This window comes from Streptomyces malaysiensis subsp. samsunensis (assembly GCF_024519315.1).
GTDB classification, from domain to species: Bacteria; Actinomycetota; Actinomycetes; order Streptomycetales; family Streptomycetaceae; genus Streptomyces; species Streptomyces malaysiensis.
The window spans coordinates 23197-34652 of sequence record NZ_JANIIC010000016.1 but is presented as its reverse complement, the minus strand read 5'-3'; the positions used below and the strand labels follow the sequence as shown (position 1 = coordinate 34652).

General features: G+C 71.7%; 12 protein-coding genes. 7 read left to right on the top strand and 5 right to left on the bottom strand.

Annotated elements, in window-relative coordinates; all coding sequences use genetic code 11:
- Positions 1 to 8 precede the first annotated feature (8 nt).
- Positions 9 to 1238, top strand: coding sequence for an alpha/beta hydrolase (locus tag NQU54_RS15850; RefSeq protein WP_257631627.1), 1230 nt, complete (start codon positions 9 to 11; stop codon positions 1236 to 1238).
- 206 nt (positions 1239 to 1444) lie between these two features.
- Here the strand turns inward: NQU54_RS15850 and NQU54_RS15845 are convergent, their stop codons facing one another.
- Both NQU54_RS15845 and NQU54_RS15840 read right to left on the bottom strand, forming a co-directional pair.
- Positions 1445 to 2476: an aldo/keto reductase gene (locus NQU54_RS15845; protein WP_257631626.1), complete on the bottom strand. Its 1032-nt coding sequence runs from the start codon at positions 2474 to 2476 to the stop codon at positions 1445 to 1447.
- Between the two features lie 7 nt (positions 2477 to 2483).
- Positions 2484 to 2939, bottom strand: coding sequence for a MerR family transcriptional regulator (locus tag NQU54_RS15840; RefSeq protein ID WP_069866219.1), 456 nt, complete (start codon positions 2937 to 2939; stop codon positions 2484 to 2486).
- 148 nt (positions 2940 to 3087) lie between these two features.
- On the opposite strand from NQU54_RS15840, the gene NQU54_RS15835 reads away from it, so the two are divergent.
- Positions 3088 to 3936, top strand: coding sequence for a serine hydrolase domain-containing protein (locus NQU54_RS15835; protein WP_257631625.1), 849 nt, complete (start codon positions 3088 to 3090; stop codon positions 3934 to 3936).
- Here NQU54_RS15835 and NQU54_RS15830 read toward each other — a convergent pair.
- The gene (locus NQU54_RS15830) at positions 3927 to 4595 is read right to left on the bottom strand and encodes a pirin family protein (RefSeq protein WP_257631719.1); all 669 of its coding nucleotides are present in this window, start codon (positions 4593 to 4595) and stop codon (positions 3927 to 3929) included. The genes NQU54_RS15835 and NQU54_RS15830 overlap by 10 nt on opposite strands.
- Positions 4596 to 4706: 111 nt before the next feature.
- Here NQU54_RS15830 and NQU54_RS15825 point away from each other — a divergent pair, with 111 nt between their 5' ends.
- From NQU54_RS15825 to NQU54_RS15805, 5 genes are all read left to right on the top strand, one after another.
- Positions 4707 to 5891, top strand: coding sequence for a PucR family transcriptional regulator (locus tag NQU54_RS15825; RefSeq protein ID WP_257631624.1), 1185 nt, complete (start codon positions 4707 to 4709; stop codon positions 5889 to 5891).
- A gap of 89 nt (positions 5892 to 5980) precedes the next feature.
- Positions 5981 to 6973 carry an ACP S-malonyltransferase gene (locus tag NQU54_RS15820; RefSeq protein WP_069866213.1) on the top strand — a complete coding sequence of 331 codons (993 nt, stop codon included), beginning with the start codon at positions 5981 to 5983 and terminating at the stop codon, positions 6971 to 6973.
- Entirely contained in the window at positions 6970 to 7980 is a 1011-nt protein-coding gene (locus tag NQU54_RS15815; RefSeq protein ID WP_257631623.1) for a ketoacyl-ACP synthase III, read from the top strand. Before NQU54_RS15820 ends, NQU54_RS15815 begins: the two co-directional genes overlap by 4 nt.
- 82 nt (positions 7981 to 8062) lie before the next feature.
- Complete coding sequence (locus NQU54_RS15810) at positions 8063 to 8311, top strand: acyl carrier protein (RefSeq protein WP_020871568.1); 249 nt, start codon at positions 8063 to 8065, stop codon at positions 8309 to 8311.
- A gap of 76 nt (positions 8312 to 8387) precedes the next feature.
- Positions 8388 to 9653, top strand: a complete 1266-nt coding sequence (locus tag NQU54_RS15805; RefSeq protein WP_167501373.1) for a beta-ketoacyl-[acyl-carrier-protein] synthase family protein — start codon at positions 8388 to 8390, stop codon at positions 9651 to 9653.
- A gap of 125 nt (positions 9654 to 9778) precedes the next feature.
- Here NQU54_RS15805 and NQU54_RS15800 read toward each other — a convergent pair whose 3' ends face one another.
- Together NQU54_RS15800 and NQU54_RS15795 are read right to left on the bottom strand one after the other, a co-directional pair.
- A complete protein-coding gene (locus NQU54_RS15800) occupies positions 9779 to 10672 on the bottom strand; it encodes an NAD(P)-dependent oxidoreductase (RefSeq protein ID WP_093706638.1) in 894 nt (297 codons plus the stop codon).
- Between the two features lie 60 nt (positions 10673 to 10732).
- A complete protein-coding gene (locus NQU54_RS15795; RefSeq protein WP_069866205.1) occupies positions 10733 to 11227 on the bottom strand; it encodes a DUF3145 domain-containing protein in 495 nt (164 codons plus the stop codon).
- Positions 11228 to 11456: the final 229 nt, after the last annotated feature.

Here is an 11456-nt window from a genome sequence, read left to right as displayed (position 1 = left end):
ACGCGGCCATGTCCCAGACGCCACGCACCGGGCACTACGCGCGACGCCTGATCACCGCCGCGCTCACCATCACCGTCATGGCCGGGACGGCCGGCTGGACCGTGGCGCACGAGGAGCAGGCCATCACCGGGCCGCCGCCGGGGACCGCCGCATGGCGGTCGGACCATTCGCTGGGCGGAGCCGGGCGCGAGCTGCCCGATCCGGCCACCGCCTCGCCCGCCGAGATCGCCCGGTTCTTCGGCCGGCTCACCGACGTCCAGCGGAAGGCGCTGGTCATCCGGCACCCGGACGTGGTGGGCAATCTGGACGGCGCACCGCTGGGCCTGCGTTACGAGGCCAACGCCCGGGCGATCCGGGCCGCCTGGCACAAGGAGCGGACCTCCGACCCCAAGAGCACGCCGGCCCGGCGGTACGCGGCGCTCCTCGAACCCGGCCGCCAGATCCTCGCCTTCGATCCGCGCGGACGCGGCCAGGTGGCGGAGGTGTACGGGGACCTGGCGACGGCCCGGCGCACGGCCGTGATCGTGCCGGGCTCGGACATCGACCTGGACGACTTCGACCGCGCGGGCGACCCGTACGGCGCCCCCGCCGGAATGGCACGGTCGCTGCGGGCGCGGATGGCCGAGGACGCGCCCGCCACCCCGACCGCCGTGATCGCCTGGGTCGGCTACACGACCCCGGTCGGGCTGGGCCCGGACGCCGCCACCAGCCGGCTGGCCAGGGCGGGCGCGCCCCGCCTCGACCGGTTTCTGGCCGGGCTCGCCGTGGCCACCGCGGCGACCGCCGACGCCCCGCCCACCGTCTTCTGCCACAGCTACGGCTCGGTGGTCTGCGGCCTCGCCGCCTCCGCGATGGACCGCGCCCGCGTCTCCGACCTGGTGGTGCTGGGCAGCCCGGGGATGCGCGCGGACAGCGCCGAGGGGCTGCGCACCGGGGCCCGGGTCTGGGCGGCGCGGGACCGCACCGACTGGATCCGGCGGGTGACCGGCTACGACTTCCTGGGCCTGGGCCACGGCGACGACCCGACCGATCCGTCCTTCGGCGCCCGGGTGGTCTCCGCCGAGAGCGCCCACGGCCACACCGGCTACTTCGCCCCGGGCACGGACTCGCTGCGCAACTTCTCGCGGATCGCGCTAGGGGACTTCGAGGCGGTCCGATGCGCAAACGAAGACCGACCCGATCCGGCCCCGGGCCCGGGGCGGGGGCCGGGCCCGGACTGCCACGCGGGCCTCACCTGACCGTGCCCCTCACGGACGGGCCCCGGGCCGCCGCCGCGCCACGCGCCACCACGCCACACGCCACCACGCCACACGCCACCACGCCACACGCCACCACGCCACACGCCACCACGCCACACGCCACCGCGCCACACGCCACCGCCGCGGTCGTCACGCTGTGCGTGAGACCGCGGCGGCGGCAATCCGCCAAACCGCGCCGTCCGGCGCTATTCGCGGCCCGCGCTCGTCGCGCTCATATCGGCGTAGCGGGCGCCCGCCACCTGTGCCGCGATCGGCTCCAGCGCGGCCAGTTCCTCCGCGCTGAGCTTGATGCGGGTCGCGCCGGTGTTCTGCTCGACGCGGGCGCGGGTGCGGGTGCCGGGGATCGGCACCACGGCGAGCCCGTGCACCTGAGCCTGCTGCTGCACCCAGGCCAGCGCGATCTGGGCGAGCGTGGCCCCGCGGACCTCGGCGATCTTCCGGAGCGGCTCCAGCAGCGCGGCGTTGGTGGCCGCGTTGTCGCCGGTGAACCGGGGCTGGAGGCGGCGGAAGTCGCCCTCGCCCAGTTCCTGCTCGGCCTGGACGAAGGAGCCGGTGAGGAAGCCGCGGCCGAGCGGCGAGTACGGGACGACGGTGACGCCCAGCTCACGGGCGGTCCCCACGACGTCCTTCTCGATGTCGCGGCTGAACAGCGACCACTCCGACTGCAACGCCGCGATCGGATGCACGGCGTGCGCCGCGCGCAGCTCCTTCGCGGTGACCTCGCTCAGCCCGAGGTGCTTGACCTTCCCCTCGGCCACCAGCTCGGCCATGGCGCCGACGCTCTCCTCCAGCGGCACCTCGGGGTTGCGCCGGTGCATGTAGTACAGGTCGACATGGTCGACGCCGAGCCGGCGCAGGCTGCGCTCGATGGCCTCGCGGATGTAGGGGCGGTCGTTGCGGATCCGCTGGCGGCCGAACGGATCGTTCTCCTCGCGCACGATGGCGAACTTGGTGGCCAGGGTGATCCGATCGCGGTTGGCCCGGACGAAGGGGGAGATGAACTCCTCGTTCCGCCCGAAGCCGTAGACATCGGCGGTGTCGAAGAGCGTGACGCCCAGCTCCAGGGCCCGCTCCAGCGTGGCCCGCGCCTCCGCCTCGTCGTGGGTCGGTCCGTAGGCCCAGCTCATGCCCATGCAGCCCAGGCCCTGGACGCCGACCTCGGGACCGCCGACTCCGAGGGCGGCGGTCGCGATCGTCTCGTTGGTGCTGTCGCTCATACGGGGTTCAGACCCTCTCCGACGCCCTTCGGGCGTCAGCGTAGACGTCGATCTTGTGGTCGAGGACTTCGAGCGTGCTCCGGAGCTCGGCGATCCGCTCCCGCACGTTCTCGCGGTGCGCGGTCAGCAACTCCTCGCGCTCGGCGAAGGTGTGCTCGCCCTCCCGCACCAGCTCGGCGTAGCGGACCATGTCCGCGACCGGCATCCCGGTCAGCCGCAGCTTGCCGACGAGGTCGAGCCAGTCCAGGTCGCGGTTGGTGAAGCGGCGCTGGCCGGTGTGCGTACGGTCCACGTGCGGCATCAGCCCGATCCGCTCGTACCAGCGCAGGGTGTGCGCCGTCAGCCCGGTGTGGGCGACGACCTCGCTGATCGAGTAGCGGTCCTGCCCGGTGGGCCGGGGGTGCCCGGTGTCCTCCGCGCAGGTGTTCCGCGCCTTCACCGGAGCTCTCTCCATCACGGTCATGCCGATTCACCTCTCGCAGGTCGCCGATCCGCACGCCTCATCGACGTCCTCAACGCTATTGACTTGGAGTGCACTCCAAGCAAGGGGAGATTTGGGGGAACCTTGGGCGCCGTGAGTCGGCGCGGTGCCCGGCACTAGGCTCTGGGTCATGGAGAGCCTGCGGATGATCGAGAACTGGCCGGTCCCGACGGCGGCGGCCGCCGTCGTACGCGCGGACGGCACCCTGGCCGGATCGTACGGCCCGACCGGCCACCGCTTCCCCCTCGCCTCGGTCACCAAGCCGCTCGCCGCGTACGCCGCGCTGGTCGCCGTGGAGGAGGGCGCGGTGGAGCTGGACGAACCGGCGGGGCCCGAGGGCTCCACGGTGCGCCATCTGCTGGCGCACACCTCCGGGCTCGCCTTCGACGAACACCGCTCGGTCGCCGCGCCGGGCAACCGCAGGCTCTACTCCAACGCCGGGTTCGAGGTGCTGGGCGACCATATCGCCAAGGCCACGGAGATCCCGTTCCCGGAGTATCTGCGCCAGGCGGTGCTGGAGCCGCTCGGCATGACCGCCACCGAGCTGCCCGGCTCGCCCGCCAAGGACGGCGTCTCGACCGTGGACGACCTGACGCTCTTCGCGGCGGAGCTCCAGGCCCCGCGGCTGCTGGCGGCCGAGACGCTGGCCGAGGCCACCTCCGTGGTCCACCCGGGCCTCACGGGTGTGCTGCCCGGCTACGGACACCAGCGGCCCAACGACTGGGGGCTCGGCTTCGAGATACGCGACGGCAAGTCGCCGCACTGGACCGGGGCCTCCTCCTCGCCGCGCACCTTCGGCCATTTCGGCCAGTCGGGGACATTCCTCTGGGTGGACCCGGACGCCCGCGCCGCCTGTGTCACCCTCACCGACCGGGCCTTCGGCCCCTGGGCGATCGAGGTCTGGCCCACGTTCACCGACGCGATCCTGGCCGAGCTCCAGCCCCCGGAGCCTCAGGGGCTCGGGCACCCTCAGCCGTAGACCGGCTCCGTGTGCATCTCCCAGATCAGCAGCTCGGCGGGGCCCTCGGCACACGCCTCCAGCCCCTCGGCGCCGGAGATCCGGGCCGCGTCGCCGGGGGTGAGGGTCTCCCCCTCGATGCGCACCGCGCCACGCACCGCGTGCGCGTACACCCAGGGCGCGTCCGGCAGCGCGGTGCGCTCACCGTCCGCCAGCCGCCGCACATGCAGCACCGCCTCGGTGCGCTCCAGCGCGTACGGGGTACCGTCGGCGATGCCGCGCACCACCTCGTACCCGGGGTCCGTCGCGGCGGCGGGGCCCGGCATCAGCCACATCTGGACGAAGGTGAGGGGTTCCACACCCGCGTTGCGCTCGGTGTGCCGCACTCCGCTGCCGGCGCTGAGCCGCTGTACGTCGCCGGGGCGCACCACGGTCCGCGCACCGGTGGAGTCCTCGTGGGTGAGCTCGCCCTCGACGACCCAGGTGACGATCTCCATGTCGCGGTGCGGATGTTCGGCGAAGCCCGCACCGGGGGCGAGCCGTTCCTCGTTGCAGGCGACGAGGGACCCGAACCGCACATTGCCGGGGTCGTAGTGCCCAGAGAAGGAAAAGGCGTGGCGCGTCTCGATGCCCGCGCCCTCCCCGCCCGGATACCGTGCATCGGACCGCTGTATCCACATCACCCGGTCCACGGTAGTGCGCCCCGGACCGCCCGCCCCTGCCCCACCCCCTACCCCCGCGTAAACCTCCCGCCCCCAGCGCACACCACCCGATAAGGCAGTCTTGTCCTCGTGCCTGAACCAGCCTCGAACGCCCCGCATCCGCACAGTGCCACCCTGCGCCGCCTGGAGAAGTCCTCCGGGAAGCTCGCCGCCAACGCCATCGCGCGCATGGACGAGCAGCTGCCGTGGTACCGCGCGATGCCGCCCGAGAACCGCTCCTGGATCGGGCTGGTGGCGCAGGCGGGCATCGCGGCGTTCACCGAATGGTTTCGCCACCCCGAGGCGCCCCAGGCGATCAGCACCGATGTGTTCGGCACCGCGCCGCGCGAGCTGACCCGGGCGATCACCCTGCGGCAGACCGTGGAGATGGTCCGCACGACCATCGAGGTCATGGAGTCGGCGATCGACGACGTGGCGGCCCCGGGCGATGAGTCGGTGCTGCGCGAGGCGCTGCTGGTGTACGCGCGGGAGATCGCCTTCGCCACCGCCCAGGTGTACGCGCAGGCGGCCGAGGCGCGCGGCGCCTGGGACGCCCGGCTGGAGTCGCTGGTGGTCAACGCGGTGCTGTCCGGCGAGGCCGACGAGGGGGCGCTGTCCCGCGCCGCCGCCCTGGGCTGGAACTCCCCCGAGCATGTGTGTGTGGTGCTGGGCACCGCCCCCGACGGGGACAGCGAGCTGACCGTGGAGGCGATCCGGCGGGCCGCCCGCCATGCCAAGCTCCAGGTCCTCACCGGGGTGCTCGGCGACCGTCTTGTGGTGGTCGCGGGCGGTTCGGACAATCCGCTCCAGGCGGCGAAGGCGCTGATCGGGCCGTACGCCCCGGGTCCGGTGGTGGCCGGTCCCGTGGTCTCCGACCTGCTGGCCGCCACCCGCTCGGCGGGGGCGGCGGCGGCCGGGCTGAAGGCGTGCACCGCCTGGCCGGACGCACCCCGCCCGGTGCTCGCCGACGATCTGCTGCCCGAGCGCGCGATGGCCGGAGATCCGGCCGCCCGCGAGCAGTTGGTGGAGGAGATCTACAGACCGCTGGAGGAAGCCGGCTCGGCCCTGCTCGAGACGCTGAGTGTGTACCTCGAACAGGCGAGCAGTCTGGAAGGCGCGGCCCGAATGCTCTTCGTTCACCCGAACACCGTCCGCTACCGGCTACGACGTGTGACGGACGTCACCGGATGGTCACCTTCGGACGTCAGGTCAGCGTTTACTCTGCGCATAGCCCTGATCCTGGGCCGTCTCGCGGACGCGAACATATTGCCCTGACCGTTTGTCGGACCCCCACAATTCCCCTGACGGTTCTTCGTCCTTGTCCTCACGGGCGATTCGACCCGTCCGCAAGAGAGAGTGTGAGAGTGCTCGTACTCGTCGCTCCCGGCCAGGGTGCTCAGAAGCCCGGCTTCCTGACCCCCTGGCTCGACCTCCCCGGCGTCACCGAACGCCTGACGTGGTGGTCGGCCGTCTGCGGCCTGGACCTCATCCACTACGGCACCGAGGCCGATGAGGAGGAGATCCGCGACACCGCGGTGGCCCAGCCGCTGCTGGTGGCCGCGGGTCTGGTCGCCGCCCACGCGCTGTTCGAGGGCATCGGGGGCGCGACCGGACTCGCGGGGCTGCCGAACCGTATCGGCGCGGTCGCGGGCCACAGCGTCGGCGAGATCACCGCGGCCGCGGCCGCCGGTGTGTTCACCGACGAGGCGGCCATGGTGCTGGTCCGCAGACGCGGACTGGCCATGGCGGAGGCCGCGAGCCGCACCGAGACCGGAATGGCCGCCATACTGGGTGGTGAGCAGGACGATGTCGTCGCCCACCTCGACAAGCACGGACTGACCCCGGCGAACGTCAACGGCGCCGGGCAGATCGTGGCCGCGGGCACCGCCGAGCAGCTGGCGGCGCTGGCCGAGGACAAGCCGGAGGGGGTGCGCCGCGTCGTACCGCTCAAGGTGGCCGGCGCGTTCCACACCGACCACATGGCTCCGGCGGTCGCCGCCCTCGAGGCTCTGGTCGCGGGTGTTCCGGTGGCCGATCCGCGGACCGCTTACGTCTCCAACCGTGACGGCGGGGTCGTGACGTCCGGGGCCAGGGTGATCGAGCGGCTGGTCGCCCAGGTGTCCAACCCGGTGCGGTGGGATCTGTGCATGGAGACCTTCCAGAAGCTGGGCGTCACGGCGCTGGTCGAGGTGGCCCCGGGCGGGACCCTCACCGGCATCGCCAAGCGCGCCCTGCCGGGCGTCACCAACCTGGCGCTGAAGACTCCGGACGATCTCGACGCGGCCCGTGCGCTGATCGAGGAGCACGCCGTCCCCGCCCTCGCCACACCGGCCGAAGAGGAGCTCCGAGAAGCATGACCGCGAAGATCAAGCCCAGTAAGGGCGCCCCGCACGCGCGCATTCTCGGCGTCGGTGGCTACCGTCCCACCAGGGTGGTGCCGAACGAGGAGATCCTGAAGCACATCGACTCCTCGGACGAGTGGATCCGTTCCCGTTCGGGCATCGCCACGCGTCACTGGGCCGGTCCGGACGAGACGGTCGCCACCATGTCCGTGGAGGCGGGCGGCAAGGCCATCGCCGACGCCGGACTGTCGCCGGAGCAGATCGGCGGCGTGATCGTCTCGACGGTCTCGCACTTCAAGCAGACCCCGGCGATCGCCACCGAGATCGCGCATCTGCTGGGCACCGGCAAGCCGGCCGCGTTCGACATCTCGGCGGGCTGTGCGGGCTTCGGCTACGGACTGACCCTCGCCAAGGGCATGATCACCGATGGCACCGCGGAGCATGTGCTGGTCATCGGGGTCGAGCGGCTTTCGGATCTGACCGATCTGGAGGACCGGGCGACGGCCTTCCTGTTCGGCGACGGCGCCGGCGCCGTGGTGGTCGGCCCCTCCGAGGAGCCCGCGATCGGCCCGACCGTCTGGGGCTCGGAGGGCGACAAGTCCGACACCATCACCCAGACGCTGCCCTGGGACGTCTACCGCGAGCAGGACGCCGCGGAGGTGCGCTACCCGGCGCTGCGCCAGGAGGGCCAGGCCGTCTTCCGCTGGGCCGTCTACGAGATGGCGAAGGTCGCCCAGCAGGCCCTGGACGACGCCGGGGTCAGCGCGGACGACCTCGACGCGTTCATCCCGCACCAGGCCAATATGCGAATCATCGACTCGATGATCAAAACCCTCAAGCTGCCGGAGCACGTCACGGTCGCCCGTGATGTGGAGACCACCGGCAACACCTCGGCCGCCTCCATCCCGCTCGCCATGGAGCGGCTGTTGGCGACGGGGCAGGCGAAGAGCGGCGACACCGCGCTCGTCATCGGATTCGGAGCGGGTCTCGTCTACGCAGCGACGGTCGTTACCCTCCCTTAGGCTCCATAGTCCATATCCACGCAGCCCCGCAGAAGTCGGACGCTGCGCCACCACCGCAACACACCGAAGAAGGAGCGCCGCAATGGCCGCCACTCAGGAAGAGATCCTCGAGGGTCTCGCCGAGATCGTCAACGAGATCGCCGGTATCCCGACCGAGGACGTCCTGCTGGACAAGTCCTTCACCGACGACCTGGACGTCGACTCGCTGTCCATGGTCGAGGTGGTCGTCGCCGCCGAGGAGCGCTTCGACGTGAAGATCCCGGACGACGACGTCAAGAACCTCAAGACCGTCGGCGACGCCGTCGACTACATCCTCAAGCACCAGGGCTGAGCCCGAATCAAGGCCGGTTGTCGCCACCCATGCGGTGGCAGGTCCAGCACCTTCTACACGTGGAGTAGGAATTCCTGTGAACTCGACCAATCGCACCGTGGTCGTCACCGGTGTTGGTGCCACGACGCCGCTGGGTGGCGACGCCTCAACAACCTGGGAGGCCATGCTGGCCGGCCGGTCCGGCGTCCGCCTCCTGGAGGAGGAATGGGCGGCCGAGTTGCCGGTCCGCATCGCCGCGAAGATCGCGGTGGAGCCGGGCACGATCATTCCGCGTCCGCAGGCCCGCAAGCTCGACCGTTCGGCGCAGTTCGCGCTGCTGGCGGCTCGTGAGGCATGGGCGGACGCGGGCTTCACCGCCAGGGCGGGCGAGGACTCGTCGATCGACCCCGACCGGCTCGGCGCGGTCGTCGCCTCCGGCATCGGGGGCGTCACCACCCTGCTCGACCAGTACGACGTGCTGCGCGAGAAGGGCGTCCGCAAGGTCTCCCCGCACACCGTGCCGATGCTGATGCCCAACAGCCCGGCGGCGAACGTCAGCATCGACCTCAACGCCCGGGCGGGCGCGCACACCCCGGTGAGCGCGTGTGCCTCCGGCGCCGAGGCCATCGGGTACGCCATCGAGATGATCCGCACCGGCCGTGCCGATGTGGTCGTCGCGGGCGGCACCGAGGCATCCATCCACCCGCTGCCCATGGTCGCCTTCGGCAACATGATGGCGATGTCCAAGAGCAACGACGACCCTCAGGGCGCCTCGCGCCCGTTCGACGTCGACCGCAACGGCTTCGTGATGGGCGAGGGCTCGGGCGCCATCGTCCTGGAGTCGGCCGAGCACGCGGCCGCGCGCGGCGCCCGGGTCTACGCACAGGCCATCGGCCAGGGCATCTCGGCCGACGCCCACCACATCACCCAGCCCGAGCCGTCCGGCAACGGCATCGGGAACGCGCTCCAGAACCTGGTGGAGAACACCGGCATCAGCAGTGCCGAGATCGCGCACGTCAACGCGCACGCGACCTCGACGCCGCAGGGCGACCTGGCGGAGATCAAGGCGCTGCGCAAGGTGTTCGGCGACGATGTGGACCACATGGCGGTCTCCGGCACCAAGTCCATGACGGGCCATCTGCTCGGCGGCGCGGGCGGTGTGGAGACGGTGGCCAGCGTGCTCGCGCTGTACCACCGGCTGGCCCCGCCGACGATCAACATCGGCACGCTCGACCCGGAGGCGGACGCGGACATCGTGACCGGCGAGGCGCGGGCGCTGCCGGCCGAGGGCCCGATCGTGGCGCTCAACGACTCGTTCGGCTTCGGCGGCCACAATGTGGTGCTGGCCTTCCGCACGGTCTGACGCGTTTGACACGTTTGACACATCTGACGCGTCCGGCGCTCCGTCGGCCTGACGCGGCGATACGCGGGTGCGGCCCGCCCCCGGCTCCGGCCGGGGGCGGGCCGCTCGTATGCCGGGTTCGTGTGTCAGGGGGCCTCGCCGTCGAAGCTGGCGAAGTACGAGGCCACCATGTCCTCGTCGCCGTGGCCCGCCGCCATGGCGCGGTGGAACCGCTCACTGCCCGCGGCCGCCAGATCCAGCCGCACTCCGGCGCGCTCCCCGGCCTCCACGATCAGCCGGGCGTCCTTCGCGGCGGTCTTGGTGGCGAAGCTGGGCTCCAGGTCGCCCCGGAGCACCTGGGCCGACTTGGCCCGCATATAGCCGTTGTCCAGCGGTCCGCCCGCCACCCCGTCCAGAAAGCCCTGCCAGTCCACGCCAAGCCCCTTGGCGAGGGCCACCGCCTCGGCGGTGGCGTGGGTGACGTTGAGAACCCAGCTGTTGAGCACCAGCTTGAGCCGGGTGGCGGCGGCGGACTCCGCGCTGTCGCCGACCCACACCGTACGGCTGCCGATGGCGTCGAAAACCGGCCAGACCACCGGGCGGACGGAGGCGGGCCCGGCGGCCAGCACCAGCAGCTGACCGTTCTCGGCGGGCTGCTTGGTGCCGAGGACGGGCGAGTCGATGAGGGCGAGTTCCTTCTCACGGGCGAACGCGACGATGGGTTCCAGCGCCTCCAGCCCCGCCGTGGTGGCCTGGGCCCATACGGTCCCGGGGCGCAGCGCGGAGGCGGCCCGCCGCATCGTCTCGAGCGCCACGGCGCCGTCGTAGAGCATCGTCAGGACGACATCGGCGCCGTCCACGGCCTCCGCCGGGGTGTCGGTGACGCGTACGCCGTCCGCGGCGAGCGGCTCGGCCTTGGATCGGGTGCGGTTCCACGCACGGACCTCGAGCCCGGAGCGGGCGAGGTTGCGGGCCATTCCGGAGCCCATGATGCCGGTGCCGAGGACCGCGACGGACGTTGCCGGGAGTTGTTCGGTCATTCCGCCACGCTAAGACCCGTAGCGCGCTCCGGGCCAAAGGGATGGCGGCGCGTCAGGCGATCAGACGACCTGGTGCAGCCAGCGGACGGGGGCGCCCTCACCCGCGTAGCGGAACGGCTCCAGCTCATCGTCCCAGGGCTTGCCCAGCAGCTTGGCGATCTCCGCTTCGAGGTCGCTCTCGCCGCGGACGGAACGGGCGAGGGCGGCGCGCAGCCGGTCCTCGGGGATCAGGATGTCGCCGTGCATTCCGGTGACCGCATGGAAGATGCCCAGCTCAGGGGTGGAGCTATAGCGCTCGCCCTCGGCGGTGGCGCAGGGCTCGGCGGTCACCTCGAAGCGCAGCAGATGCCAGCCGCGGAGCGCGGAGGCCAGTTTGGAGGCCGTACCGACCTCGCCCTGCCAGGAGAACTCGGCACGCCAGGTGCCGTTCGCCGCGGGCTGCTTGATCCAGTCGAGGGTGACACGCACGCCGAGGACGCCCGCGATGGCCCATTCGACATGCGGGCACAGCGCGCGCGGAGCGGAGTGCACATACAGAACTCCACGTGTCGTCACCGGGGCCTCCTGTGCGGTTCGAGGTGCGCCTTCCCCAGCGGCCTCGCGCCCGTAACGGTTCCGCCCGGGACATCGGATCACATTCTGCCCTAGTGATCACTCCCACACCAGTCTCGACGTCACCTTGTGTGAAATTTATCGCGCAGAATTCTCTAGAAAGTGGACAGGATGTGACGGGGCGTAATGTGCTCGTACCGCATAGCGCGTCATGTCGCCGGGGCGGCGCTCA

Coding starts and splice junctions, on each gene's coding strand:
- NQU54_RS15850 (WP_257631627.1), top strand. CDS start 9: ATGTCCCAGACGCCACGCACCGGGCACTACGCGCGACGCCTGATCACC.
- NQU54_RS15845 (WP_257631626.1), bottom strand. CDS start 2,476: ATGAGCGACAGCACCAACGAGACGATCGCGACCGCCGCCCTCGGAGTC.
- NQU54_RS15840 (WP_069866219.1), bottom strand. CDS start 2,939: ATGACCGTGATGGAGAGAGCTCCGGTGAAGGCGCGGAACACCTGCGCG.
- NQU54_RS15835 (WP_257631625.1), top strand. CDS start 3,088: ATGGAGAGCCTGCGGATGATCGAGAACTGGCCGGTCCCGACGGCGGCG.
- NQU54_RS15830 (WP_257631719.1), bottom strand. CDS start 4,595: ATGTGGATACAGCGGTCCGATGCACGGTATCCGGGCGGGGAGGGCGCG.
- NQU54_RS15815 (WP_257631623.1), top strand. CDS start 6,970: ATGACCGCGAAGATCAAGCCCAGTAAGGGCGCCCCGCACGCGCGCATT.
- NQU54_RS15810 (WP_020871568.1), top strand. CDS start 8,063: ATGGCCGCCACTCAGGAAGAGATCCTCGAGGGTCTCGCCGAGATCGTC.
- NQU54_RS15800 (WP_093706638.1), bottom strand. CDS start 10,672: ATGACCGAACAACTCCCGGCAACGTCCGTCGCGGTCCTCGGCACCGGC.